At 64.0% G+C, this 24,880-nt stretch carries 23 protein-coding genes; 19 read left to right on the forward strand and 4 right to left on the reverse strand.

Annotated elements, in window-relative coordinates:
- Positions 1-8: 8 nt before the first annotated feature.
- From AC1DXM_RS14325 to AC1DXM_RS14345, 5 genes are all read left to right on the forward strand, one after another.
- Entirely contained in the window at positions 9-1,070 is a 1,062-nt protein-coding gene (locus AC1DXM_RS14325; RefSeq protein WP_477233631.1) for an ABC transporter permease, read from the forward strand.
- Positions 1,067-1,987: a nickel transporter permease gene (gene nikC / locus AC1DXM_RS14330; RefSeq protein WP_477233632.1), complete on the forward strand. Its 921-nt coding sequence runs from the start codon at positions 1,067-1,069 to the stop codon at positions 1,985-1,987. The genes AC1DXM_RS14325 and nikC overlap by 4 nt, the downstream gene beginning before the upstream one ends.
- The gene (locus AC1DXM_RS14335) at positions 1,984-2,829 is read left to right on the forward strand and encodes an ABC transporter ATP-binding protein (RefSeq protein WP_477233633.1); all 846 of its coding nucleotides are present in this window, start codon (positions 1,984-1,986) and stop codon (positions 2,827-2,829) included. Before nikC ends, AC1DXM_RS14335 begins: the two co-directional genes overlap by 4 nt.
- The gene (locus tag AC1DXM_RS14340) at positions 2,826-3,575 is read left to right on the forward strand and encodes an ABC transporter ATP-binding protein (protein ID WP_477233634.1); all 750 of its coding nucleotides are present in this window, start codon (positions 2,826-2,828) and stop codon (positions 3,573-3,575) included. The genes AC1DXM_RS14335 and AC1DXM_RS14340 overlap by 4 nt, the downstream gene beginning before the upstream one ends.
- A 134-nt stretch (positions 3,576-3,709) precedes the next feature.
- Positions 3,710-3,952 (forward strand): hypothetical protein, encoded by a 243-nt coding sequence (locus AC1DXM_RS14345; RefSeq protein ID WP_477233635.1) that lies wholly within the window; start codon positions 3,710-3,712, stop codon positions 3,950-3,952.
- Positions 3,953-3,963: 11 nt separating this feature from the next.
- Here the strand turns inward: AC1DXM_RS14345 and AC1DXM_RS14350 are convergent, their stop codons facing one another.
- From AC1DXM_RS14350 to AC1DXM_RS14360, 3 genes are read right to left on the reverse strand one after another with little or no spacing between them, the layout of a single operon-like run.
- On the reverse strand, positions 3,964-7,059 hold the full coding sequence (locus AC1DXM_RS14350; RefSeq protein ID WP_477233636.1) for an efflux RND transporter permease subunit: 3,096 nt from the start codon (positions 7,057-7,059) through the stop codon (positions 3,964-3,966).
- Entirely contained in the window at positions 7,056-8,141 is a 1,086-nt protein-coding gene (locus AC1DXM_RS14355; protein ID WP_477233637.1) for an efflux RND transporter periplasmic adaptor subunit, read from the reverse strand. The genes AC1DXM_RS14350 and AC1DXM_RS14355 overlap by 4 nt, the downstream gene beginning before the upstream one ends.
- Positions 8,138-9,265 (reverse strand): efflux RND transporter periplasmic adaptor subunit, encoded by a 1,128-nt coding sequence (locus AC1DXM_RS14360; protein WP_477233638.1) that lies wholly within the window; start codon positions 9,263-9,265, stop codon positions 8,138-8,140. The genes AC1DXM_RS14355 and AC1DXM_RS14360 overlap by 4 nt, the downstream gene beginning before the upstream one ends.
- 256 nt (positions 9,266-9,521) lie before the next feature.
- Here AC1DXM_RS14360 and AC1DXM_RS14365 point away from each other — a divergent pair, with 256 nt between their 5' ends.
- The gene (locus tag AC1DXM_RS14365; protein WP_142868528.1) at positions 9,522-10,799 is read left to right on the forward strand and encodes a 4-aminobutyrate--2-oxoglutarate transaminase; all 1,278 of its coding nucleotides are present in this window, start codon (positions 9,522-9,524) and stop codon (positions 10,797-10,799) included.
- A gap of 118 nt (positions 10,800-10,917) precedes the next feature.
- Here the strand turns inward: AC1DXM_RS14365 and AC1DXM_RS14370 are convergent, their stop codons facing one another.
- Positions 10,918-12,171, reverse strand: a complete 1,254-nt coding sequence (locus AC1DXM_RS14370; protein ID WP_477233639.1) for an NAD(P)/FAD-dependent oxidoreductase — start codon at positions 12,169-12,171, stop codon at positions 10,918-10,920.
- A gap of 494 nt (positions 12,172-12,665) precedes the next feature.
- Between AC1DXM_RS14370 and AC1DXM_RS14375 the strand changes: the two genes are divergently transcribed.
- The 13 genes from AC1DXM_RS14375 (at position 12,666) to AC1DXM_RS14435 (ending at position 24,876) form a co-directional block, all read left to right on the forward strand.
- On the forward strand, positions 12,666-13,958 hold the full coding sequence (locus AC1DXM_RS14375) for an imelysin family protein (protein WP_477233640.1): 1,293 nt from the start codon (positions 12,666-12,668) through the stop codon (positions 13,956-13,958).
- A gap of 60 nt (positions 13,959-14,018) precedes the next feature.
- Positions 14,019-14,330: a (2Fe-2S)-binding protein gene (locus AC1DXM_RS14380; protein ID WP_477233641.1), complete on the forward strand. Its 312-nt coding sequence runs from the start codon at positions 14,019-14,021 to the stop codon at positions 14,328-14,330.
- Positions 14,296-14,781, forward strand: a complete 486-nt coding sequence (gene bfr / locus AC1DXM_RS14385; RefSeq protein WP_142868533.1) for a bacterioferritin — start codon at positions 14,296-14,298, stop codon at positions 14,779-14,781. The genes AC1DXM_RS14380 and bfr overlap by 35 nt, the downstream gene beginning before the upstream one ends.
- A gap of 12 nt (positions 14,782-14,793) precedes the next feature.
- Positions 14,794-16,395, forward strand: a complete 1,602-nt coding sequence (locus tag AC1DXM_RS14390; RefSeq protein WP_477233642.1) for a di-heme oxidoreductase family protein — start codon at positions 14,794-14,796, stop codon at positions 16,393-16,395.
- On the forward strand, positions 16,395-17,468 hold the full coding sequence (locus AC1DXM_RS14395) for an imelysin family protein (RefSeq protein WP_477233643.1): 1,074 nt from the start codon (positions 16,395-16,397) through the stop codon (positions 17,466-17,468). Before AC1DXM_RS14390 ends, AC1DXM_RS14395 begins: the two co-directional genes overlap by 1 nt.
- A gap of 2 nt (positions 17,469-17,470) precedes the next feature.
- Positions 17,471-18,577: a DUF1513 domain-containing protein gene (locus AC1DXM_RS14400; protein WP_477233644.1), complete on the forward strand. Its 1,107-nt coding sequence runs from the start codon at positions 17,471-17,473 to the stop codon at positions 18,575-18,577.
- A 106-nt stretch (positions 18,578-18,683) separates the two neighbouring features.
- Positions 18,684-19,361, forward strand: a complete 678-nt coding sequence (gene tsaB, locus AC1DXM_RS14405; RefSeq protein ID WP_477233645.1) for a tRNA (adenosine(37)-N6)-threonylcarbamoyltransferase complex dimerization subunit type 1 TsaB — start codon at positions 18,684-18,686, stop codon at positions 19,359-19,361.
- Positions 19,361-19,855: a ribosomal protein S18-alanine N-acetyltransferase gene (gene rimI, locus AC1DXM_RS14410; RefSeq protein ID WP_477233646.1), complete on the forward strand. Its 495-nt coding sequence runs from the start codon at positions 19,361-19,363 to the stop codon at positions 19,853-19,855. Before tsaB ends, rimI begins: the two co-directional genes overlap by 1 nt.
- A gap of 27 nt (positions 19,856-19,882) precedes the next feature.
- Positions 19,883-20,683 (forward strand): lyso-ornithine lipid O-acyltransferase, encoded by an 801-nt coding sequence (gene olsA, locus AC1DXM_RS14415; RefSeq protein ID WP_477233647.1) that lies wholly within the window; start codon positions 19,883-19,885, stop codon positions 20,681-20,683.
- A gap of 62 nt (positions 20,684-20,745) precedes the next feature.
- Positions 20,746-22,155, forward strand: a complete 1,410-nt coding sequence (gene miaB, locus AC1DXM_RS14420; protein WP_477233648.1) for a tRNA (N6-isopentenyl adenosine(37)-C2)-methylthiotransferase MiaB — start codon at positions 20,746-20,748, stop codon at positions 22,153-22,155.
- Between the two features lie 83 nt (positions 22,156-22,238).
- Positions 22,239-23,231, forward strand: coding sequence for a PhoH family protein (locus tag AC1DXM_RS14425; RefSeq protein WP_477233649.1), 993 nt, complete (start codon positions 22,239-22,241; stop codon positions 23,229-23,231).
- 18 nt (positions 23,232-23,249) lie between these two features.
- Positions 23,250-23,756 (forward strand): rRNA maturation RNase YbeY, encoded by a 507-nt coding sequence (gene ybeY, locus AC1DXM_RS14430; RefSeq protein WP_477233650.1) that lies wholly within the window; start codon positions 23,250-23,252, stop codon positions 23,754-23,756.
- A gap of 28 nt (positions 23,757-23,784) precedes the next feature.
- Entirely contained in the window at positions 23,785-24,876 is a 1,092-nt protein-coding gene (locus AC1DXM_RS14435) for a hemolysin family protein (protein ID WP_477233651.1), read from the forward strand.
- Positions 24,877-24,880 lie beyond the last annotated feature (4 nt).

A 24,880-nucleotide genomic window follows, 5' to 3' on the forward strand; every position in this document is an offset into this window, starting at 1 on the left:
CGCGCCGTATGAGCGCGATTGAAAACCAAAGCGGGCGCGGCAGCGCCCGCGCCTTCGCTATTGCATCGGCGATCGGCCGTTTCCTGGTCATCGCGGTCACGACCTATCTTGGCCTGCTCGCCGTGACCTTCTTCATTGGCCGCGTCATCCCGATCGACCCGGTGCTGGCGGTGCTGGGTGACAGGGCTCCTCTCAATGTGGTCGAGCGCACCCGCCGCGAGATGGGCCTCGACCTGCCGCTGATCGAGCAGTTCTACATCTATGTGAAGAATGCGCTGAACGGGAATTTCGGCACCTCGGTGTTGACCACCAATCCGGTGATGACCGACATCCGTCGCGCCTTTCCGGCAACCATCGAACTGGCGACTTTGGGAACGCTGATAGGCTCGTTGATCGGCGTGCCGCTCGGCGTACTGGCAGCGGTAAAACGCGGCAGCCTTATCGACCAGATCGTACGCGTCATCGGCCTGATCGGCTATTCCGTGCCGATCTTCTGGATCGGGCTTCTGGGACTCGTCCTGTTCTACGCCAAGCTGCAATGGGTGGCTTTCCCGGCCCGCCTCGACGTCGTCTACGAATACACCTTCACGCCGATCACCGGCTTCTATCTGCTCGACGCCGCGATGCAGGGGCAATGGGATGTCTTCTACGACGCCTACCGCCACATCATCCTGCCGGCCTCGCTGCTCGGCTATTTTTCGCTCGCCTATATCAGCCGCATGACGCGCTCCTTTATGCTGAACGAGCTGTCGCAGGAATACATCGTCGCCGCGCGCGCCAAGGGCCTGTCGGAAACGCGCATCATCTGGGGCCATGCACTGCGCAACGCGGCAGTGCCGATGGTCACGGTTATCGCACTCTCCTATGCCGGGCTGCTCGAAGGTTCGGTGTTGACAGAGACGGTGTTCTCCTGGCCCGGCATCGGCCTCTACATCACCAATTCGCTGCAGAACGCCGACATGAACGCCGTGCTTGGCGGCACCATCGTCATTGGTTCGGTGTTCATCGGCATCAATCTCCTGTCCGACGTGCTCTACAAGGTGCTTGATCCGAGGACGAAGGTCCGATGAGCGCCGAGGTAATCCAGACCCGACGTGACTGGCTGCTCAGCGAGCGGCCGGCCTCACGCATGCAGGCAAGGCTCGGCCGTGCCTATGTCGCCTGGCGGCGCTTTTCCGCCAACCGGCTGGCGTTTCTCGGCCTGTTGATCATCATCGCGCTGCTGGTCGTCGCCGCCTTCGCCGATGTGCTGGCGCCCTATTCGCCGACCGTTGGCGATTTGAAGAACGCGCGTCTTTTGGCGCCGAGCGCGGCGCACTGGTTCGGCACCGACGATCTCGGGCGCGATATCTATTCGCGCATCCTCTATGGCTCGCGCTGGACGCTCTATGTCGTCATCCTCGTTGCCATCATCGCCGCGCCCATCGGCCTGCTGGTCGGCACCGTCGCCGGCTATGCTGGCGGCTGGACCGATGCGATCCTGATGCGCATCACCGACATCTTCCTCGCCTTCCCCAAGCTGATCCTGGCGCTGGCCTTTGTCGCCGCACTTGGTCCCGGCATCGAGAACGCGGTGCTGGCCATCGCCATCACCTCGTGGCCGCCTTACGCCCGAATCGCCCGCGCGGAAACGCTGACCGTGCGCAACTCCGATTACATCAAGGCGGTGCAATTGATGGGTGCCTCGCCCTTCCGCATCGTGCTGCGCCACATCATGCCGCTCTGCATCTCCTCGCTGATCATCCGGGTGACGCTCGACATGGCCGGCATCATCCTCACCGCCGCCGGCCTCGGCTTCCTTGGCCTCGGCGCGCAGCCGCCGCTGCCGGAATGGGGCACCATGATCGCATCGGGCCGCCGCTTCGTGCTCGACCAGTGGTGGGTGGCCGGCGCGCCGGGCTTCGCCATCCTGATCGTCAGCCTCGGCTTCAACTTGCTTGGCGACGGTTTGCGCGACGCGCTCGATCCAAGGAGCGGGGACCAATGAGCGGCGCGACAGGCACATTGCTGGAGGTCGACGACCTGCGCGTCGATTTCCCGACCCGCACCGGCCTTGTCCAGGCGGTGCGCGGTGTCTCCTTCTCGCTCGGCCGCGAGCGGCTCGGCATCGTTGGCGAAAGCGGTTCCGGCAAGTCGCAGACCGGCCGCGCCATCATGGGTCTGACCCCGCCGCAGGCCCTTGTTTCGGCGACGAAGCTCGCCCTCGACGGCATCGACCTTCTGGCCATGCCGGCCCGCCAGCGCCGGGCGCTGCGCGGCAAGCGCATCGCCATGATCCTGCAGGATCCGAAATATTCGCTCGACCCGGTGATGAGCATCGGCCGCCAGATCGTCGAGACGCTGCGCACGCATGAGAAGGTCTCCAAGGCCGAGGCCCGCGAGCGGGCGCTGGCCATGCTCGAAGCCGTTCAGATCCGCGATCCCTCGCGTGTCTTCGACCTGCATCCACACGAGGTCTCCGGCGGCATGGGCCAGCGCGCCATGATCGCCATGATGCTGATCGCCGGGCCGGAACTGATGATCGCCGATGAGCCGACCTCGGCGCTCGACGTCACCGTGCAGCTTGACGTGCTCGGCATCCTCGACCGCCTGGTCAGCGAGCGTGGCATGGGCCTGATCTTCATCTCGCACGATCTGCGGCTTGTTGCGTCTTTCTGCGACCGCGTCATCGTCATGTATGCCGGCAAGGTGGTCGAACAGCTCAAGGCCTCGGAATTGCGCGACGCCCAGCATCCCTACACGCGCGGCCTGCTCAACTGCATGCCCAGGATCGGCTACGAACGCCATCCGCTGCCGGTGCTCGACCGCAAGCCGGAGTGGGCCGCATGACTCCAGCCATTTCCATCGACGGGCTGGAGGTGGTGTTCGACCGTTTTCGCGCGCTGAAGGGTGTCAGCCTCGAAGTGCAATCCGGTGATTCCTTCGGGCTGGTCGGCGAGAGCGGTTCCGGCAAGTCGACGCTGCTGAAAGCCATCGCCGGTCTCGTGCAGGCTAAATCCGGCACCATCACCGTCAACGGCAAGACGCTGGGAGCGCGTCGTGACAAGGCGTTCTACCGCGAGGTGCAGATGGTCTTCCAGGACCCCTATGGTTCGCTGCATCCGCGCCAGACCGTCGACCGCTTGTTGCAGGAGCCGCTCGCCATTCACGGCTTTGCCGACGGCGAGCAGCGCATCCAGCGCGCGTTGGATGAGGTCGGCCTCGGCAACGGCTTCCGTTTCCGCTACGCGCACCAATTGTCAGGCGGCCAGCGCCAGCGCGTCGCCATTGCCCGCGCCTTGATTCTCGAACCTTCGATCCTGCTGCTCGACGAGCCGACCTCGGCGCTCGACGCTTCGGTGCAGGCCGAAGTGCTCAACCTTCTGGAAGAGGTCCGTCGTCGACGGAAGCTGACCTTCCTGATGGTCAGCCACGACCTCGCCATAATCACCCATATGTGCGAGCGGCTGATGGTGATGCAGAGCGGCGAGGCGGTAGAGAATCTCACCGCGAGCCAGTTGATCGGGCATCGCGTGACCAAGGATTATACGCGCAACCTGTTGAGGGCCTCAGAGGGGTTTGTGAGAACCGCTTGAATTCACTCCTTCCTGCGCATGGCCAACGGCATTCAGGGGTTCCTATGGAGGATTGGAAATTCGAAGACCCACCCAATGTCGCGGTGTTGTCGGACAAGAGCATATTCAAACGTGGCGACTGAATCGCATACGTTGTGCATGAAGCTGATGACGACGATAACTACAACGATGAAGGTGGCAGTTGGCAATTTCATAGCAGCGACAAGCAAAATCGGGATGAACGCGAGATAATGCTCGTCAGCCTCCAGAATGTGGTTCAGCGGGATGAGAGCATCCTGGAATTGGCCGATTTGCCAAAAGGCTGGCATGCTTGGCGTACTTCAAAATTGTCCCCCTGGCAGCGCGCCAGATCAGTACCCTCCAACGACAACGAGTGATGCAGCGAGCCTTAAGTCGAGCTTTGCGCCAGTTCGCCGTTCTCCAGAACGGATGGCTCGTCCCCCACCTTAGGCTCCTTGATCCGGAACCAGGTCACATAGAGCGCCGGCAGGAACAGCAGTGTGATCGCGGTGCCTGCGATGATGCCGCCCATCATGGCGTAGGCCATCGGCCCCCAGAACACTTCGCGCGCGATCGGTATCAGCGCCAGGCTGGCGGCTGCCGCCGTCAGCGCGATCGGCCGCATCCGGTGCTCGGTCGCCTCGATCACCGCCGCCCAGCGGTCCTTGCCCTCGGCGACCAGATCCTCGATCTGCACGATCAGGATGACCGAGTTGCGGATCAGGATGCCGATCAGCGCCAGCACGCCGAGGATGGCGACGAAGCCGAGCGGCGCGCCGCTCGGCACCAGGGCCGCGACCACGCCGATCAGCCCCAGCGGCGCCACCGCCACGACCAGGAACAGGCGCTGGAAGCTTTGCAGCTGGATCATCAGGATGGTCGCCATGACGAACAGCATCAGCGGCACGACGGCGGCGATCGGTCCCTGGCTCTTGGCGCTTTCCTCGACCGAGCCGGCAGTTGCGACCGAATAGCCGGGCGGCAGCTTGGCGATGAAGGCGTCGACCGACGGCTTCAATTCGTTGACGACGGTTGCCGGCAGCACGTCGCCGACCAGGCCGGCGCGCACGGTGATGGTCGGAATGCGGTTGCGCCGCCACACCGTCGGCTGTTCGAGGTCGTAGCGGAAGTTTGCCACCGCCGCGAGCGGGATCGCCTCGCCATTGCCGGTCGGCAGCTGCATGTTCTGCAGCGTGTCGATCGAACCGCGTTCGGCCTCGCGTGAGCGGGCGATGACATTGATCAGATAGGTGGCGTCGCGCACCTGGGTGATGGTGGCGCCACCGACCGTGCTGTTCAGCGCACTGGCGATGTCGGAGGAGGTGATGCCGAGCTGGCGCGCCTTGTCCTGCAGCACATCGACCCTCAGCACGCGCTGCGGCTCATTCCAGTCGAAAGTCGGCGCCGCCAGCTTGGTATTGACCGAGATCAGGCCGGCAAATTGCTGCGCCAGATCGCGCACCTTCTGGATGTCGGGTCCGCCGATGCGGTATTGCACCGGGCGCCCGACCGGCGGCCCGAGTTCGAGCGGCTTGACGAAAGCGTCGGTGCCGACGAACTCCTCGCGCAGCAGCTTCTCCAGCTGCGGCTTGATCCGGTTGCGCGCCTCGATGCTCTTGGTGACGATGACCGTCTGGCCGAAATAGGGATTGGCCGGCTGCACGTCGAAGGCAAGCAGGAAGCGCACCGCGCCCTGGCCGATATAGGACGAGAAATGGTCGACGTCGGGATTGCCGGCCAGCGCCCGGCCTTCGAAGCGCTCGATCTGGTCGCGCGTCTCGGTGACCGACGAGTTCTGCGGCAGATTCCAGTCGACAATCAGCTCAGGCCGGTCCGAAGGCGGGAAGAACTGCTGCTGGACAAGGCCGAAGCCGGCGATTGAGCCGGCAAACAACAATACCGTGACGAAGATCGTCAGCCAGTGGTGTCGCACCGAGCCCACGAGCACGCGCCGGAACAGGCTGGTGAAGCGTCCCGGTTGCTCGTGCTTTTGCTTCATCGTCGCCGGCAGGATGGTAACGCCGAGCAGCGGTGCGAACAGCACCGCCACGATCCATGACACCAAAAGCGAGACCGCGATAACGACGAACAGCGTAAACGTGTATTCGCCGGCGGCGCTGTTGTTGAGGCCGATCGGGATGAAGCCGGCGACCGTCACCAGCGTGCCGGTCAGCATCGGGAAGGCGGTCGATGTGTAGACATAGGTCGCCGCCTTGCGCAGATTGTCGCCGACCTCCAGCCGCGCCACCATCATCTCGACCGCAATCATGGCGTCGTCGACCAAAAGGCCGAGTGCGATGATCAGCGCCCCGAGCGAAATGCGCTGCAGCGAGATGCCGAGATAGGCCATGACCGTGAAGGTGATGGCCAGCACCAGCGGGATCGACAGTGCTACGACGAAGCCGGCGCGCATGCCGAGGCTGATGAAGGACACGGCAAGCACGATGGCGACGGCCTCGGCCAGCGCCCGGGTAAAGCCCGAAACGGCTTCCTCCACGATCACCGGCTGGTCGGCGACCAGATGCACGCCGACGCCAACCGGCAGGTCGGCCAGCACCTCGTCCATCTTCTTCTCAAGCGCCGCGCCGAATTCGAGCAGATTGGCATTGGGCTTCATGCCGATGGCGAGCCCGATGGCATCCTGGCCGTTGAAGCGGAAAAGTGCCGTCGGCGGGTCTTCATAGCTGCGCCGGATCGTTGCCACATCGCTCAGCCGGAAGAAGCGGTCATTGACGCGCAGATTGATGCCGCGCAGGCTCTCCTCGGAGGTGAACTGGCCACCGACGCGCACGCTGACGCGCTCGGGTCCGGATTCGACGACGCCCGACGGGGTGATGGCGTTCTGCGCTTGCAGACTGGCCACGATCGCCTGCTGGTTGAGGCCGAGGGCTGCGATCTGGCGGGTCGAGAATTCGAGATAGATGGCTTCGTCCTGGGCGCCGACCAGATCGACCTTGCCGGCATTGGGCACAGTCAGGATCTGGGTCCTGACATCCTCGACATAGTCGCGCAACTGGCGCGGCGTCAGCCCGTCCGAGGTGAAGGCGTAGATATTGCCGAAGACGTCGCCGAAGCGGTCGTTGAAGAACGGCCCCTGCACGCCTTGCGGAAATTGGGGCGCGATGTCGTTGACCATGTTGCGCACCTGGGTCCAGTTCGGCACAACATCGCGCGCCTTGGTGGTGTCCTTCAGGTTGACGAAGATGACGGTCTTGCCGGCGGTGGTGACCGAGCGGGTGAAGTCGAGGCTGTCCAGTTCCTCGAGCTTCTTTTCGATGCGGTCGGTGACCTGCCGCACCGTCTCGTTGACCGAGGCGCCCGGCCAATTGGCCTGGACGATCATGGTCTTGATGGTGAAGTTCGGATCTTCCTCGCGGCCGAGATTGAGGTAGGCGAAGATGCCGGCGACGACGAAGACCAGCATGAAGTACCAGACCAGCGAGCGGTGGTTGAGAGCCCAGTCGGAGAGGTTGAACCCCTTCATGACGCCCCTCCTTGTGGAGTCTTGACCTTCTGGCCCTCCACCAGGCTGTGGACGCCGGCGGTGACGACGCGCATCCCGGCCTCAAGTCCTTCGGCGACGATGAAGCTGGCGGCGCCCTTCGAGGCGATCTTGATGTCGCGCGTCGAGACGCTCGACGTCTTTTCATCGACGATCCAGACCTTGTCGCCGCCATTCTTCTGCAGCAGCGCCGACAGCGGCAGCTCGATCGTCGGCGCCACCTTAGCCACCCGTGTCGCCGTCACCGTCGAGCCGAGCCGGAAGGCCTGCGGCGGATCGGTGAGCGTCAGCTTGACGCGGCGGCTGCGGGTCGAACTATCGGCCTGCGGCGCGATCTCGCGCAGCGTGGCCTCGGTCTGGATCGACGGCAGCGATTGCAGGATGACGCCGAACGGCGTGCCGACAGCCAGATCGCCGATCAATTGGTCGGGAATGTCGACCACCGCTTCGCGCAAATCCGAGCGCGCCACGGTGACGATGGTCTGGCCCGCCGAAACCGTCTGGCCGACCTCGGCGCCGGTGGCGGTGACGACGCCGTCGAAGTCCGAGAACAGCCTTGCATAGCCAAGCTGCTCCTGCGATTTGGCAAGCGCTGCCTTGGCCCGCTCGACGCCGGCTTCGGCCGCTTGCCTCGCCTGCTGCGCGGCATCGAAGACGGCCTGCGAGGTGTTAGCCGCGGCGAGCAACTGGCGCTGGCGGTCCTCGCTGGCGGCGGCGTTGGCGAATTGCGCCTCGGCATTGGAGAGTTCGGCCTTTGCCGCCTGTACGGCAAGCTCGAGCGCCGTCGGATCGAGCGTGGCGATCGTCGTGCCCTTGCTGACGATGTCGCCGACCTTGACGTCGCGCGAGACGACGCGGCCGAGCAGGCGGAAGGCGAGGTCGGCGCTGACCTGCGGCTCGATGGAGCCGGCAAAGCCGAAGGTCTGCGTCGTCTGCGGCTCGATCACCATCGACAGCACCGGCCGGATGATCTCGGGCGGCCTTTCCTCTGACTTCGAACAGGCTACGAGCATCGCAACTGAAAACAGAGCGGGCACGAGAAGCAGGATGCGCAGCCGCCTCATTGTGCTGCTCCCGAGATTTCAACCGTCTGCCCGGGACTGAGCAGCTGGCCGCCCGCGGTGACGACGCTTTGTCCGGCCTCCAGCCCCTTGTCGACGACAACCACGCCGGAATCGAAGGCCAGCACATTGACCAGGGCTGTTGTCACCGCCTTGGTCGAGGGATCGACAATCCAGACAGCCGGCTTGCCCTCGATCGAGGTCAGCGCCTGCCAGGGCAGGATGACGGCCTTCGCCGACCTGGCGTTGACCGAGCCGATGACCGTGGCGCCGAGCGGCATGCCTGCCGGCGTGTCGGCAATGCCGACCTTGACCCGGACCGACCCCGAAGCCGGATCGACCGCGGGGGAGACTTCGCGCACCTTGCCCAAGGCCTTCACCTGCGGGTCGGCAAGCAGCGTGATCGTCACCGAGGGCGATGGCGCCGTTTTGGCGACCAGCGTTTCCTGGACATTGAACACCGCATCGCGGTCACCGTCCTCGGCGACGGTGAAGACCGTCTGTGCCGCCTGCACCACTTGCCCGGATTCGACCTGCCGAGCGGTGATGACGCCGGCAGCGCCCGCCTTGAGCTCGGTGAAGGACAGGTTCTCTTTGGCGTTGGAAAGCGCGCTCTGCGCCTGGTCGACACTGCCTTGCGCCACCTTCTGCGCCTGGTCAGCGGCATCATAGTCCCGCCTGGTGGTAAAACCCTGGGCAAGCAGGGTTTTCTGCCGTTCGAAGGTGGCGGCCGCCTGGGTCAGTTGCGCCTGCGCGGCGTCGAGATCGGCTTGCGCCGAGCGCAAATCGGATTCCTGTTCTTGCGGATCGATGCGGGCGAGCACGGCGTCCTTGTCGACATGCTGGCCGACATCGACAAGCCGTTCGGCGACGCGGCCGCCGACACGGAACGACAGATTGTTCAGCGTGCGCGCCGCGATCACGCCTGTCAGCGAGCTCCTCGGCGCATAATCGGCCATCGCCACCGTCTCGGTGCGCACCATGATCGGCAGTTTCTTGGCCGCCTCCTGCTTCTGGCAGCCGGCCAGCAGCAGCGGCACCATCGCACAGGCGAGAAGGATCGGAGAAAACGAAAGAAGGCCTGAGGCCGGGCGCTGCGGGGCGGACGATGTCGCGTTTCTGCTCATAGGGTCCCTCACCGATCCGGAACGTTCATAACGGGTGAGCTGTCCCAGACATCGGGAGGATAATCGATCCGAAGGAAAAGGAAACCGATCTCGTACGCGTATCGGTCAGCGGATCAGGACCTGTCGACGTGCCGCGCACCGACGGCAGGCCCAATCGCCGGACGACGGTGCCGACTTGAGGAAAACGTGAAATAAGGCCAGAAGAGGCTCGAGACCTGTCAAGCAAGAGCGGGCGCCAGCCCGGCGAGGGATGACCATGAAGAACGCAGCCATTTCCGAACGCAAGAACCAGTCGATTTCCCGCGGCGTCGGCATGACGACGCAAATCTATGCCGATCGCGCGGAAAATTCTGAGATCTGGGACGTCGAAGGCCGCCGCTACATCGATTTCTCCTCCGGGATCGCCGTCGTCAACACTGGCCATCGCCACCCCAAGGTGATCGAGGCGGTCAAGGCGCAACTCGACCGCTTCACCCACACCTGCCACCAGGTGGTGCCCTATGAGAGCTATGTCAGGCTGGCCGAACGGCTGAACGCCATGCTGCCCGGCAAGTTCGAAAAGAAGACCATCTTCGTCACCACCGGCGCCGAGGCGGTGGAGAACGCCATCAAGATCGCCCGCAACGCCACCGGCCGCCAGGCCGTCATCGCCTTTGCCGGCGGCTTCCATGGCCGCACCTTCATGGGTATGGCGCTGACCGGCAAGGTCGTGCCTTACAAGGTCGGTTTCGGCGCCATGCCGGGCGACGTCTACCATGCGCCGTTCCCGGTTCCGCTGCACGGCGTGTCGGTCGCGGATTCGCTTGCCGCACTCGACAGGCTGTTCAAGGCCGATGTCGATCCGGCCCGCGTGGCCGCCATCATCATCGAGCCGGTGCAGGGCGAGGGCGGCTTCTATGACGCGCCGCGCGAGTTCCTGACGGCGCTGCGCAAACTCTGCGACCAGCACGGCATGCTGCTGATCGCCGACGAGGTGCAGACCGGCTTTGCCCGCACCGGCAAGATGTTCGCGATGGATCATCACGAGGTCGCGGCCGACATCACCACCATGGCCAAGAGCCTGGCCGGCGGCTTCCCGCTGGCGGCGGTCACCGGCCGCGCCGAAATCATGGATGCGCCCGGCCCCGGGGGCCTCGGCGGCACCTATGGCGGCAGCCCGATCGGTGTCGCTGCAGCACACGCCGTGCTCGACGTCATCGAGGACGAGAAGCTGTGCGACCGCGCCAACACGCTCGGCGCCCGGCTGAAGCAACGGCTGCAGGCGATCCGTGACGACGTGCCCGAGATTGTCGATATAAGGGGCCTCGGCTTCATGAACGCGGTCGAATTCAACGACGTCAAGAAAGGCCTGCCGTCGGCTGAGATCGCCAACGCCATTCGGCTGAAGGCGCTCGACAAGGGCCTGATCCTGCTGACCTGCGGCGTCTACGGCAACGTCATCCGTTTCCTCGCCCCGATCACCATCCAGGACAACGTCATGAACGAGGCGCTCGACATCCTGGAAAGCTCGATCCGCGAAGTCTGCGCGGCCTAGCGCTTACCCTCCCCCTCGTGGGGAGGGTCGCTGCGAAGCAGCGGGGCGGGGGGGCGGCGCCACGCCCCCAACCCGGACCTACCGTCCGACCTCCCCACAAGGGGGAGGTAAAGAGGCGTCAGCCCGCAGCCCTTGCCGGCTCATCCTGCTGGAACGCCGCCAGCGCAGCCTTCAGCCCATCAGGCCCTTCCGCCACCGTCTGCGGCGTTGGCGAAAATCCCGCGCCGAGCATCTTGCGGCCGAGCATGTGGTCGCCGGGGCGATTGACCGATTCGATGCCGAGTAGCCGTTTGCCGGCATAATGGTAGATTGAGAATTTGTTGTCGGCGAGGTTGCCCAGCACGACATGGCTGTCGCCGCCCGATGTCAGTCCGACCATCTGCAATTTCATGTCGCCGATGTCCGACCAGAACCACGGCACGGCCGAATAGCTCTCGGCATGGCCGGTGACGGTGCGCGCGGCAAGCCGCGCCTGGTCGGTGGCGTTCTGGACCGATTCCAGCCGCACGTCGCCGCCGGTCGACCAGTGGCGGTAGGAGGCAGCGTCGCCGACGGCGAGAATGTCTGGCACTGAGCTGCGCATCTGCTGGTCGACGCGGATGCCATTGGCGACAGTCAGGCCGGCGGCCCCAGCCAGCTCGACATTCGGCACTGCGCCGATGCCGACAATCACCATGCGTGCCGGCAGCCTTTCGCCGGTCGAAGTGACGGCGGTTGAGACATGGCCGTTTTCGCCCTCCAGCCTGGCAATCGTGGTGCCGGTGAGGATGCGCACGCCCAGCGCCTCCAGCCGCTGGCGGACATGGCTCGCCACCACCGGCGCCACCGCCCGGCCGAGCAATCGGTCGACGGCTTCGACCACGGTGACGTTGCGACCGGCGGCCCTCAGCGTCGCCGCGATCTCCAGTCCGATGAAGCCGCCGCCGAGAATGACGACATCGTCGCTCTGCGCACTGAGTTCGCGGATCAGCCGCGCATCGGCGATCGAGCGCAGCGACAGCACACCCGAGAGGTCCGCGCCCGGCAGCGGCAGAAGCCGCGGCCGCGAACCGGTGGCCAGGATAAGGCGGTCGAAGGCAAGCACGCCACCGCCTGCTATGTCCAACCTGCAGCCGGCCGTATCGATACTGTCGATTCGGATGCCCGGCCTGAAGTCGATGGCGCTGCCGGTATAAAAAGCCTCGCCGCGCAAGGGCTGCGGCTTGGCCTCGGCATCCTTGATGAAGGTCTTCGACAAAGGCGGCTTGTGGTAGGGCAGTTCGTTCTCGTCGCCGATCAGCACGACCGGTCCGTCATAGCCTTCCTCGCGCAGGCTGGCGGCCGCTTGCACGCCCGCATGACCCGCACCGACAATGACGATACCATTCTTCATCGCAACCCGAATTCCTGTTTCAAATCTAGAGCATGATGCCGAAAAGTGTGAAGCGGTTTGCGGACGACATCATGCTCTTTGATTGTGAGCCGTTCCGCCAGATGGCGATTGTCTGCCGCCGTCGCAAGAGCCCAGCTCCGGGTCGCACCCGGAATGGTCGTCTGTCAATCTCGGTGTCTCTCACCTTGGCTGCTGGCGATACGATTTAAAGTTGATAATCCTAGTTTAGAATAATTCTAAACTGTTGTTTCAATTGAATTTTCTGGGGTTAGCCAGTTGACTTCCGGCGCCGCCATCGTTTTATGGAGGCTCGCGCGTCAGCGCATCCCTTTGATGTTTGGGCCTTGAACCCGTTCGATTGGAGGCATTTGGTGTCTTTCTTCCGTGAGCCGCGCAGCGGTGCGGCATCCGTTGTGTCCTATGGCATGCCTATGTCCGGGCACCGCCTGGCACGCGCGCCTTTTACCGAATTCCCTTTGAATTGGAGAATGATGATGACAGCACGATATGGCGGCAGGCTGGCTGCGATCGGTGCCACGGCAATGTTGACGGCGGCGGTTTTCATCCTGCCGGCCAAGGCGGCGGAGACCGACGCCAAGGCGGTCATCAAAACCTATTCCGACATCGCGCTGGCCAAATACGAGGATTCGCTGACCACCGCCCAGGCGCTCGACAAGGCTGTCGACGCGCTGCTCGCCAACCCGTCGGCCGATACGCTCAACGCCGCCCGCGATGCCTGGAAGGCGTCGCGCGTGCCTTACCAGCAGACCGAGGTGTACCGCTTCGGCAACAAGATCGTCGACGACTGGGAAGGCAAGGTGAACTCCTGGCCGCTGGACGAAGGCCTGATCGATTATGTCGCCAAGAGCTATGGCACCGAGTCCGATGCCAACGCGCTCTACACCGCCAATGTGATCGCCAACAAGGAAATCGAGATCAACGGCAAGAAGGTCGACGCGTCGAAGCTGACGCCGGAATTCCTCTCCGGCACGCTGCAGGAAGCCGGCGGCATCGAAGCCAATGTCGCCACCGGCTATCACGCCATCGAGTTCCTGCTCTGGGGCCAGGACCTGCACGGCACCGGCCCGGGCGCCGGCGAGCGGCCCTACACCGACTATGACCTGAAGAACTGCACCGGCGGCAATTGCGACCGCCGGGCGCAGTATCTGAAGTCGGCCAGCGACCTGCTGGTCTCCGACCTGCAGGAGATGGTCAGCAACTGGAAGGAAGACGGCGCGGCCCGCAAGAACCTCGTCGACGGCCAGCCGAACGCCGCCATCTCGGTGATCTTCACCGGCATGGGCTCGCTGTCCTACGGCGAACTGGCCGGCGAGCGCATGAAGCTCGGCCTGTTGCTGCATGATCCGGAAGAGGAGCACGACTGCTTCTCCGACAACACCTACAACTCGCATCTCTATGACGCGATCGGCATCCGCGCCGCCTATCTCGCCAGCTACACGCGCCTCGACGGCACCGTCGTTTCAGGCCCATCGGTGCACGACATGGTGAAGGCAGCCGATCCGGCGATCGACAAGGAGCTGTCCGACAAGCTCGATGTTTCCGTCGCCAAGATGGAGGCGATCAAGGCGCGGGCCGTGGCCGGCGAGGCCTATGACCAGCAGATCGCCGAGGGCAACACCGAAGGCAACGCCACGGTGCAGGCGGCAATCGACGCGCTGGTCGACCAGACCAAGTCGATCGAACGCGCCGTTGGTGCCTTGAAGCTCAACAACATTGCTTTCGAAGGTTCCGACAGCCTTGATGCACCGGAGAAGGTGTTCAAGTAGCACCTCAACCAACCACTAGCCAAACGGCGCGGAGGAGGCGCCGTCAGCCAGAGCCAATCGATGCTGATCTGCCATTGCAACATCATCACCGAAAAGGAGATTGAGCAGACGATCGTCGATCTGCTGGATCAGGATCCCTGGCAGCTCATCGTGCCGGCGAAAGTCTATCACACGATGCAAAAGCGCGGTCGCTGTTGCGGCTGCTTCCCAAATGTGGTCGAAACGATCATTCGGGTCACCGAAAATTACCACGCCCGCTCGGAGGCGAGCGGTGCCGACATCGTTTCACATCTGGATCGCGTTAGAGGCCTGCGCGTCCAATACGGGAGCAGAACCCATGAAAGGCGAAAAGCAGATCATAGAGCGGCTTAACGAGGCTCTTTTTCTGGAGCTCGGCGCCGTCAATCAATACTGGGTGCATTTCCGTCTGCTGGAGGATTGGGGATACGCCAAGCTGGCAAAGAAGGAACGCGCCGAATCGATCGAGGAAATGCACCATGCCGACCGGCTGGTGGCCCGTATCATCTTCCTCGAAGGCCACCCCAATCTGCAGTCCGTGGCGCCTTTGCGCATTGGCCAGAACGTCAAGGAAGTGCTCGAATCCGATCTTGCCGGCGAATATGACGCGCGCACCGCCTACAAGCGTTCGCGCGAGATCTGTGAAGAAGCAGGCGACTACGTGACGATGAAGCTGTTCGAGGAATTGCTGGCCGACGAGGAAGGTCATATCGACTTCCTCGAAACGCAGCTCGACCTGCTGGCCTCGATCGGCGAGGAAAAGTACGGCCAGCTCAACGCCGCATCGGCGGACGAGGCGGAGTAGGATCATGCGGGAATGCGGCGTCTCCTAGATTTTCCGCGCCGCTTGCGGCGGGCTAACGGCTCGCTGCTCCTCAAAAATCCGCGATACCAGCCGTTTCGCGGGCTTTCGGTTGCCATCCTTGCGATTGTTTCGGCCCCGGCGCTGGCTGGTGCTGTGGACCCGGACGGCCTCGCCACCAGCCGCACCGATCTGACGCCGAAGGATCAGGCGCGTGTCCTTGCGGTTACACGGCCGACCACGGACTTCTCCAAGCCAGAATCCTTCGAAACGATGCAAGGCGGCGCCGGCACCTCGCGCAAGCAGGTCGCCCGCGACGCCTTCTCTCAACCCTCAGAAAACATCACCTTCGAGGAAGAGGGCAATTTCAAGCTCGGCAATGCGCTTTTTCGCAAGAACTGGGTGTCGTCGCCGTCTTCGACCCAGGCGTCGGATGGTCTCGGGCCGCTGTTCAACGAGCGTGCCTGCCAGAATTGCCATCTGAAGGATGGCCGCGGCCGCCCGCCAGCAGCCGACAGCCGCACCACCTCGATGTTCCTGCGGCTGGCGCGCGACGCGAGCACGGCTGAGGAGAATGCCGAGATCGCCGGATACAAGGTGCTGAACTTCCCCGACCCGGTCTATGGCACGCAGTTGCAGGAACTGGCGGTCCCTGGCCTCAAGGGCGAAGGCCGCATGCATGTCGACTATGGCGATGAAAAGGTTGCGCTTGGCGACGGCACCGTCGTTTCGCTGCGCAAACCGAGTTATGCCATCGATGGTCTTGGCTACGGCCCGCTCGACCCCCACACCACACTGTCGCCGCGGCTGACCCCGCCGATGATCGGCCTTGGCCTGATCGAACAGATCGCACCGGCGGATATTCTTGCCCACGCCGATCCGGACGACCGCGATGGCGACGGCATTTCCGGCAAACCCAACATCGTGCGCGACGTCAGCAACGGCGAACTGACACTCGGCCGCTTCGGCTGGAAGGCGCAAACCGCCTCGATCCGCCAGCAGGCGGCGGATGCCTTTGACGGCGATATCGGCATTTCGACGCCGGAAGAGCCCAACCATTGGGGCGATTGCACCACGGCCGAAAAGGCCTGCCTCGCCATGCCGAACGGTGTCCAGAAGCGGCTCGGTACTGTCGAGGCGCCGTCGCCGGTGATGGACCTTGTCACTTTCTATTCGCAGAACCTTGCCGTGCCAGCGCGGCGCGATGTCGGCGATCCCGCAGTGCTCGCCGGCAAGAAACTGTTCTATGACATGGGCTGCATCTCCTGCCACACGCCGAAATTCGTCACCAAGCGCGGCACGCCCAACAAAGCGCAAGCCTTCCAGCTGGTCTGGCCTTATTCCGACTTCCTGCTACACGACATGGGTCCCGGTCTCGCCGATGGCCAGGTCGTTGGCGAGGCGACGGGCAGCGAATGGCGCACACCGCCGCTCTGGGGCATCGGGCTCACCAAGACGGTCAACGGCAACAGCTTCTTCTTGCATGACGGGCGTGCGCGTACGCTTACCGAAGCTATCCTCTGGCACGGCGGCGAGGGGCAGAAGGCGCGCGACCGCTTTGCCGCTACCGATGCGGCCGACCGCGATGCTCTCATCAAATTCCTGGAGTCACTCTGATGCTGAAGCGCTTTTTGCCTGCTCTCGCTCTTGCGCTGGTCGTGTCTTCCCCGGCGTCAGCGTCGGTAAAAGCCTCCGACGTCATCCAGCGCGCGATCGACGGCTTTGTCCGTCCCACCTATGCCGGCCTGCATGACCATACCAGTAGCCTGGCCAAGGCCATGGACACGCTTTGTCAGGCGCCCTCGCAGGGCAATCTCGACGCCGCGCATGCCGAATTCTCGGGCACGGTCGCAGCCTGGTCGTCGGCCGAAATCATCGGCTTCGGGCCGATCAAGGAGAACAACCGGCTGGAGCGCATGCTCTACTGGCCGGACCGCAAGAGCATCGGCCTGAAGCAGGTGCAGGCCGCTCTGGCCGCCAAGGACCCGACCGCCCGCGACCCGGCGCAGCTGGCAGGCAAGAGCGTCGCCATGCAGGGGTTAGGGGCGCTGGAGTTCGTGCTCTATGGCGATGGCTCCGAGGCACTCGCCGGCGAGGACGATCCCTATCGCTGTGCCTATGGCGCGGCGATTGCCAACAATATCGAGACGATGGCCGCCGACGTCGACGCAGCCTGGAAAAAGCCGGACGGCTTTGCGGCGCTGTGGGCCAATCCGGGACCTGACAACGCGCTCTATCGCGACGGCACCGAAGCGGTGACCGAACTGGTCGGCGTCTTCATCAATGAGCTGGAGATGGTCCGAGACGTGCGCCTCAAGGGCTTTCTCGGCGCCAAGCCGGATGCAGACAAGCCTAGGCAGGCGATCTTCTGGCGCTCGCAGAACACCGGCCTGTCATTAGCCGGCAATCTCTCAGGCATCGACACGCTGTTTGAGGCCTCGAAACTCGGCGACGCGCTGCCGGAGGATGCACGCTGGATGGCGGAATCGATCCATATCCAGCTGGTCAACGGCGTCGCCACCGCGAAGTCGGTTCAGGGCCCGATCGACAAGGCGCTCGCCGATCCGGTTGAGCGCGAAAAGCTCGAGCATTTCGCGCTGATCACCTCCAGCCTGTCAGGCTTGATCGGCACCAGGTTGACGGCCGAATTCGGCCTGACCGCCGGCTTCTCCTCGCTCGACGGAGACTGATCATGAGGACGCCACTGATCGATCGCCGCGATTTTCTGAAGGCCGCCGGCGCTGGCTTCGTGGCGGCAATGGCGCCGCCGGCCTGGGCAAATACGCTCAGCACGGATGCGGTCTTTGCCACCGCCTTCGTCAAGCGCGATGGCAGTTTTGGTGCGGCTGTGCTGTCGGAAGCCGGCAAGCTACTGCATGCGATCGACCTGCCCGACCGTGGCCACGACGTCACCTTCGATCCGGTATCGAAGCGCTCCGTGGTCTTCGCCAGGCAGCCCGGCACCTTCGCCGTGGTCTTCGACCACACCGGCCGCGAAGCGCCGCAGACCATTGCCAGCATCACCGGTCGGCACTTCTTCGGCCATGGCGCGTTCTCGGCCGATGGGGCGCTGCTCTACGCCACCGAGAATGATTTCGACAATGCCGCCGGCGTCGTCGGGATCTACGACGCACGCGCCAAATTCAGCCGCATCGGCGAGTTCCCGACCTATGGCATGGGGCCGCACGAGCTTCTGCTGCTTGGCGACGGCAGGACGATCGCCATCGCCAATGGCGGCATCGAGACCCATCCGGACTATGGCCGCGCCGAACTCAACATTGCGACGATGAAGCCGTCTTATGTGCTGGTCGACCGCATCACCGGCGACCTCATCGAAAAACACGAACTGCCGGCTTCCCTGCACCAACTGTCGATCCGCCACATGGATGCCGATGCGTCCGGCACCATCTGGTTCGGCTGCCAGTATCGTGGTCCAGGCACCGACCGTCCGTTGCTGGTCGGCCGCGCTGCCCGTGGCAAGGACCTGCAGCTGATCGACATGCCGCAGGACGTGCTGTCCGGCTTCAAGAACTATATCGGCTCGGTCGCGGCCAATCCGGTTGCCGGAACGGTCGCGGTGTCGTCACCGGAAGGCAATTCGCTGGCCGTGATCGACGCCGCCAGCGGCAAGATCGTCGCCACCAAGGTGCTGGTCGAGGTCTGCGGCCTGGCACCCGACGGCCCGGGCTTCATGGCGACGACAGGTGCTGGCGAAATCATCGAAGGCAGCGGCACGACGCGCTCCGAGCCCGATTATGTCTGGGACAACCACATGCTGCGCATCGCGCCGGCGGCGTAAGCCGTCCGGCCTACGCCGAAGCGAAGCCGCTTAACAATTTATGCGCTGGCTCTTGCGGCGGCGCGCCATGGCGGGCAGAGGGAGACTGTTTTTCGAACCGGTGCCCATGAAACTGCTCGCCATCGACTGTGCCGCCAATCTCTGCGCCGCCTGCGTCTACGATGCAGTGGCTGGCAAGGAACTCGGCCGCTCGGTACTCGATCTCGGCAAGGGCCATGCCGAACACCTGATGGCCGTCATCGACCAGGCGCTGAAGGCAGGCGGAACCGGCTATGCCGGCCTTGGCGCTGTCGCCGTCTCGGTCGGCCCGGGCTCGTTTACTGGCCTGCGTGTCGGTGTGTCGGCGGCGCGCGGCCTGGCGCTGGCGCTGAAAATCCCGGCGATCGGCGTGACGACGCTGGAAGCGTTGGCGGCAGAAGCAAGCGCGGCATTCCCCGGCCGCCCGGTCCTGGCCGCGCTTGATGCCGGCCGCGAGGAGATCCATGCCGCATTTTACGATGCGGAAGCGATTTTGCGCTATGGTCCTGCGGTGACCACACTTGCGCAAGCTGCGGAAATGGCGGCGGACAATCGTCCGGTGCTTGCCGGCACGGCGGCTGAGCAGATCGCCGCGGCGGTCGGACGCACCTTCGATATCGGCCCGACATCGGCCACTGCCGACATTGCGATCTACGCCCGGTTGGCGGCTGCCAAGCCTGAGGGGGAAAGGCCGAAACCGCTTTATTTGCGCGGCGCCGACGCCAAGCCGCAGGCGGGGTTCATTTTATCGCGGCAGGACAAATAATGCGCATTCCCTTCCTCCAGCCGCGCCGCAGGGACTATGCGCTCGAACCGCTGACCATCGCCGACAGCCCATCGGTGTCGGCGCTGCATCGCGAGGATTTCGTCCGGCCGTGGACCGATGGTGAGTTCGCCGCGCTGCTCGAGCAGGACACCGTGTTCGGCTATGCCGCGCGTGAGATCGGCCAGGGCGCCAAGCCGCCGGTCGGCTTCGTGCTGGCCAGGCTTGCTGCCGGCGAAGGCGAGATCCTGACCGTGGCGGTGGAGCGCTCGCATCGCCGCCAGGGGCTCGGCTGGCAGTTGATGGACGCGGTGCTGCGCGAACTGCATGCGCAGCGCGCCGAGGCGCTGTTCCTTGAAGTCGACGAGACCAATGTCGCCGCCATCGCACTGTACCGCCGGCTCGGCTTCCGCCAGGTAGGCCACCGCGCCAATTATTACCGGTCGACCGAACATGGCCCGACCGGCGCGCTTGTCATGCGCCGCGATCTCCGCTAGCGCAGAACGCGGGACAAGGTCAGGCGCATGATTGGAAAAATCAGGATTTTCCTGGCGCTGAGCCTCGTTGTCGTCGGCTCGCTGGTCCTTGTGCCGCTGCAACTGCTGTCGATGAAGACCGGCATCTGGCGCGAAACCGTCATTCTGAAGGTCTGGCACAGACTTATTGTGCGGACGCTCGGCCTGCGCATCCACGTCAAAGGCGCATTGTCCAGCCAGCGCCCGCTGCTGGTCGCCTCGAACCATATCTCCTGGACCGACATCATGGTGCTCGGCTCTTTTGCCGATGTGACGTTCATCGCCAGGGCGGACATGGAAGGCTGGCCGCTGATCGGCTGGCTGTCGAAACTGCAGCGCACCGTCTTCATCGAGCGCGAGCGCAAGCGCACAGCGGGCGACCAGGCCAGCGAAATTGCCAGCCGCATGGCCAAGGGCGATGCCATGGTGCTGTTTGCCGAGGGTTCGACCGGAGATGGCAACACCATCCTGCCGTTCAAGAGCACCTTGTTCGGTGCCGCCTCGATGGCCATTTCGGAAGGTGCGGCCGAACAGGTCTTCATCCAGCCGCTGGCGATCGCTTATACACGGGTGCACGGCGTGCCGCTCGGCCGCCGTCATAGGTCGATCGCCGCCTGGATCGGCGATCAGGACCTGATGCCGCATCTCAAGGTGCTGATGGCTGAGGGCGCGCTCGACGTCGAAGTGCATTTCGGCGAGCCAATCGTCTTTTCCAAGGGCTCGAACCGCAAGGAAACGTCCAGGCTGATGGAACGCCAGGTGCGCGCGATGATGCAGGCGGCACTCGCCGACCCCCACCCGAGCCGCTAGGCGGTAGAGCCCCGGCCAGAATCGTCTGTTTTTTGTCACGGAAAGGCGTTAGAAGCCGCCAGATGGATTTGAACACGATAGAGCGGAACGACGCTGACATCGCCGCACAAAGCGCTGATGCAGCGTCCGCCCCGGCCAAAAAGGTCTTCGTCAAGACCTATGGCTGCCAGATGAATGTCTATGATTCACAGCGCATGACCGATGCGCTGGCCGCCGACGGCTATACCGCGACCGACACCCTCGCCGAGGCCGACCTGGTGCTGCTCAACACCTGCCACATCAGGGAGAAGGCGGCCGAAAAGGTCTATTCCGAACTCGGCCGCATTCGCGACATGAAGGCCGAACGCGCGGCAGCAGGGCGCGAAATGCTGATCGGCGTCGCTGGCTGCGTGGCGCAGGCCGAGGGCGCGGAAATCATCCGCCGTTCGCCCGCCGTCGACCTTGTCATTGGCCCGCAGACCTATCACCGGTTGCCCGACGTGCTGGCGCGGGTGCGCGGCGGCGAGAAGATCGTCGAGACCGAATACGCCATCGAGGACAAGTTCGAGCACCTGCCGCAGCCGAAGCGCGCCGAAGTCATCAAGCGCGGCGTCACCGCCTTCCTCACCGTTCAGGAAGGCTGCGACAAGTTCTGCACCTTCTGCGTCGTGCCCTACACCAGGGGCTCGGAAGTGTCGCGGCCGGTGGCGCAGATCGTCGCCGAAGCCGAGCGGCTGGCCGAAGCCGGCGTACGCGAGGTGACGCTGCTTGGCCAGAACGTCAACGCCTGGCACGGCAAGGGCGAGGACGGCTCGGAATGGGGCCTTGGCCGCCTGCTGTTCCGGCTGGCAGAGATCCCCGGCCTGGCGCGGCTGCGCTACACCACCAGCCATCCGCGCGACATGGACGACGAACTGATGGCCGCCCACCGCGACCTGCCGGCGCTGATGCCCTATCTGCATCTGCCGGTGCAGTCGGGGTCCGACCGCATCCTCAAGGCGATGAACCGCAGGCATACGGCAAGCCACTATCTGGCGCTGCTCGAGCGCATTCGCGCCGCCCGCGGCGATATCGCGCTGTCCGGCGACTTCATCGTCGGCTTCCCCGGCGAGACCGACGCCGATTTCGAGGCGACAATGGAACTGGTGCGCCAGGTGAACTACGCCTCGGCCTTTTCGTTCAAATATTCGCCGCGCCCCGGCACGCCTGGCGCCGATATGCCCGATCATGTGCCGGAAGCGGTCAAGGATGAGCGCTTGCAACGGCTGCAGGCCCTCTTGCTGAAACAGCAGCAAGATTTCGGCCTGAGCCTGGTCGGCAGCACCATCGATACGCTGATCGAGAAGCCCGGCCGTCAGGCCGGCCAGAAGGTCGGCCGCTCGCCCTGGCTGCAGCCGGTTATTGTTGATGAAAAGGCCGGCGAAATCGGTGACATTATCCGGGTGCGAATCACGAAGACGGGCTACAATAGCCTGTTCGCCGAATTGGCCTGATGGCCTCGGCAGATGAGGAGAGACGGTTGAGCGCTGCTGAAGTGAAGACTCTGCCCCAGAACCAGACATCCGGGGCCTCTGACATGGCGCACATCGTTCTGACTTTCGACAACAACAAGCTTGCCAGCGCCCTGTACGGCCAGTTTGACGAGAACCTGGCCAGGCTCGAGCAGAAGCTCGGCGTCGACATCCGCTCACGCGGCAACCAGTTGACCATCAAGGGTTCGGCCTCGGCGGCCGAGCAGGCGCGCCGCGCGCTCGACAATCTCTATGGCATTCTCCAGAAAGGCACCGATATTGGCCAGTCCGACGTCGACGGCGCTGTGCGCATGGCCATTGCCGCCGACGACCAACTGACGCTGCCGACGCTGGAGCGCAAGGGCAAGGTCTCGGCCGCTCAGATATCCACCCGCAAGAAGACCATCTATGCCCGTTCGCTCAACCAGGACGCGTATATGCGGGCGCTGGAGCGCTCGGAACTGGTGTTCGGCATCGGCCCCGCCGGCACCGGCAAGACCTATCTGGCGGTGGCGCATGCGGCGATGCTGCTCGAACGCGGCATGGTCGAGCGCATCATCCTGTCGCGCCCGGCGGTCGAGGCCGGCGAGCGGCTGGGCTTCCTGCCCGGCGACATGAAGGAAAAGGTCGATCCATATCTGCGGCCGCTTTATGATGCGCTGTACGACATGATGCCGGCCGACAAGGTTGAGCGTGCCATTGCTGCCGAAGTCATCGAAATCGCGCCGCTCGCCTTTATGCGTGGCCGCACGCTGGCGCATGCCGCCGTCATCCTCGACGAGGCGCAGAACACCACGCCGATGCAGATGAAGATGTTTCTGACCCGCCTCGGCGAGAATTCGCGCATGATCGTCACCGGCGATCCGACGCAGATCGATCTGCCTCCAAGCACCAAATCGGGCCTCGTCGAAGCCTTGCGTGTCCTTGACGGCGTGGCCGGTGCGGTAACCGTGCGCTTCAACGATGTTGACGTCGTTCGCCATCCGTTGGTGGCGGAAATCGTTAGGGCCTATGACCGCGACGCCAAGCTGTCGCGCGGCCTCGGCGCCGAGAGCTGATCATGACGATGCGGGCTCATGCCTGAAGATATAAAGACTGGCGGCGGGGACAGTTCGGTCCCCGTCGAGATCGATCTGTCGGTCGAGGCAGGCGATTGGCCCGGCGAGGCGGCGCTGACCCTGCTGGTCGACCGCGCCGTCTTGGCTGCCTTTGCCGAAACTGGTGCCGCCGGTCATTCCGAGCTCAGCATCGTCTTTTCCGACGATGCCCATATCCGCACCCTTAATGCCGGCTGGCGCGGCAAGGACGAGGCGACCAACGTCTTGTCTTTCCCGGCTTTTCCGTTCCCCAAGGGCGGCAAGCTGCCGCCGATGCTGGGCGATATCGTGCTAGCGTCCGAGACGGTGACGCGCGAAGCGGCTCTGGAAGAGAAGCCCTTCGAGAACCATATCACCCATCTCGTCATCCATGGCCTTCTGCATTTGCTGGGCTACGATCACGAGACCGATGCAGAGGCCGAGGAGATGGAAGCCATCGAGCGCGCAGCGCTTGCAAGGCTTGCCATTCCCGATCCCTACACGTAATGACAAAAGACCAATTGACCGGACGACGATGAACGACAAACCAGAAACTGCCGCCCGCCCCGAGGCTGGCAGTGCGACCAAGCCTTCCGATACAACGGAAGAGGGATCGAGTCCGAGTACCATCACCGGCGGCCCCGCTTCTGGTAGCATTGCCAGCGAGCCATCGCCTGCCGGTCCGTCTCTGTTCGACCGCGTTTTGGGCCTGTTCCGGCAGCGCAACGGCACCAGCCTGCGCGAGGAAATCGCCGGCGCGCTTGCCGAAACGACAAGCGATGCCGAGTCTTTTTCGCCCGGCGAACGCGCAATGCTCAACAACATCCTGCGCCTGCGCGAAGTGCGCGTTGAGGACGTTATGGTGCCGCGCGCCGACATCGAGGCGGTCGAGATCACCACGACTTTGGGCGATCTGCTCGGCCTGTTCGAGCAATCCGGCCATTCGCGCATGCCGGTCTATTCCGAGACGCTCGACGACCCGCGCGGCATGGTTCACATCCGTGACGTGCTGGCGCACATCACCAAGGTCGCCCGCGTCAAGAAGGGCAGGACATCGAGGAAGACGCCGGCAACGACGCTTCTCGACCTCGCCCAGGTCGATCTCCGACGCACCATCGGCGACCTCAATCTGATCCGCCCGGTGCTGTTTGTGCCGCCCTCCATGCTTGCCTCCGATTTGATGGGTCGCATGCAGACAACGCGCACCCAGATGGCGCTGGTCATCGACGAATATGGCGGCACGGATGGCCTGGCCTCGCTGGAAGACATCGTCGAAATGGTCGTCGGCGATATCGAGGACGAGCATGACGAAGACGAGCCGCTGATCACCCAGACCGGCGAGGGCGTCTTCGTCGTCGACGGCAAGGCTGAGATCGACGAGGTCGCCAAGATGATCGGCGAGGACTTTACCGCCGGCGAACATGGCGAATATGTCGACACCATTGGCGGCATGATCTTCAACACGCTGGGCCGCGTGCCGGCGCGTGGCGAAGTAGTCCAGGCGATACCCGGCTTCGAGTTCCACGTGCTCGATGCCGATCCGCGCCGCGTCAAGCGGGTGCGCATCGTCCAGAACCAGAAAGGCGAGCGCCGCCGCCGCGCCACCGCTCGCACCGAGCAGGCCTGATTCG

The organism is Mesorhizobium sp. P3_A2 (assembly GCF_056403115.1).

Bases quoted from the DNA above. Each gene is read 5' to 3' on its own strand.
- AC1DXM_RS14435 (WP_477233651.1), top strand. From the start codon at position 23,785: ATGAACGACAAACCAGAAACTGCCGCCCGCCCCGAGGCTGGCAGTGCG.
- tsaB (WP_477233645.1), top strand. From the start codon at position 18,684: ATGAAACTGCTCGCCATCGACTGTGCCGCCAATCTCTGCGCCGCCTGC.
- AC1DXM_RS14400 (WP_477233644.1), top strand. From the start codon at position 17,471: ATGAGGACGCCACTGATCGATCGCCGCGATTTTCTGAAGGCCGCCGGC.
- AC1DXM_RS14390 (WP_477233642.1), top strand. From the start codon at position 14,794: ATGCGGCGTCTCCTAGATTTTCCGCGCCGCTTGCGGCGGGCTAACGGC.
- AC1DXM_RS14370 (WP_477233639.1), bottom strand. From the start codon at position 12,171: ATGAAGAATGGTATCGTCATTGTCGGTGCGGGTCATGCGGGCGTGCAA.
- AC1DXM_RS14425 (WP_477233649.1), top strand. From the start codon at position 22,239: ATGGCGCACATCGTTCTGACTTTCGACAACAACAAGCTTGCCAGCGCC.
- AC1DXM_RS14350 (WP_477233636.1), bottom strand. From the start codon at position 7,059: ATGAAGGGGTTCAACCTCTCCGACTGGGCTCTCAACCACCGCTCGCTG.
- AC1DXM_RS14335 (WP_477233633.1), top strand. From the start codon at position 1,984: ATGAGCGGCGCGACAGGCACATTGCTGGAGGTCGACGACCTGCGCGTC.
- AC1DXM_RS14395 (WP_477233643.1), top strand. From the start codon at position 16,395: ATGCTGAAGCGCTTTTTGCCTGCTCTCGCTCTTGCGCTGGTCGTGTCT.
- miaB (WP_477233648.1), top strand. From the start codon at position 20,746: ATGGATTTGAACACGATAGAGCGGAACGACGCTGACATCGCCGCACAA.
- AC1DXM_RS14360 (WP_477233638.1), bottom strand. From the start codon at position 9,265: ATGAGCAGAAACGCGACATCGTCCGCCCCGCAGCGCCCGGCCTCAGGC.
- AC1DXM_RS14365 (WP_142868528.1), top strand. From the start codon at position 9,522: ATGAAGAACGCAGCCATTTCCGAACGCAAGAACCAGTCGATTTCCCGC.
- olsA (WP_477233647.1), top strand. From the start codon at position 19,883: ATGATTGGAAAAATCAGGATTTTCCTGGCGCTGAGCCTCGTTGTCGTC.
- bfr (WP_142868533.1), top strand. From the start codon at position 14,296: ATGAAAGGCGAAAAGCAGATCATAGAGCGGCTTAACGAGGCTCTTTTT.
- AC1DXM_RS14380 (WP_477233641.1), top strand. From the start codon at position 14,019: ATGCTGATCTGCCATTGCAACATCATCACCGAAAAGGAGATTGAGCAG.
- AC1DXM_RS14325 (WP_477233631.1), top strand. From the start codon at position 9: ATGAGCGCGATTGAAAACCAAAGCGGGCGCGGCAGCGCCCGCGCCTTC.
- AC1DXM_RS14355 (WP_477233637.1), bottom strand. From the start codon at position 8,141: ATGAGGCGGCTGCGCATCCTGCTTCTCGTGCCCGCTCTGTTTTCAGTT.
- ybeY (WP_477233650.1), top strand. From the start codon at position 23,250: ATGCCTGAAGATATAAAGACTGGCGGCGGGGACAGTTCGGTCCCCGTC.
- nikC (WP_477233632.1), top strand. From the start codon at position 1,067: ATGAGCGCCGAGGTAATCCAGACCCGACGTGACTGGCTGCTCAGCGAG.
- AC1DXM_RS14340 (WP_477233634.1), top strand. From the start codon at position 2,826: ATGACTCCAGCCATTTCCATCGACGGGCTGGAGGTGGTGTTCGACCGT.
- AC1DXM_RS14375 (WP_477233640.1), top strand. From the start codon at position 12,666: ATGACAGCACGATATGGCGGCAGGCTGGCTGCGATCGGTGCCACGGCA.
- rimI (WP_477233646.1), top strand. From the start codon at position 19,361: ATGCGCATTCCCTTCCTCCAGCCGCGCCGCAGGGACTATGCGCTCGAA.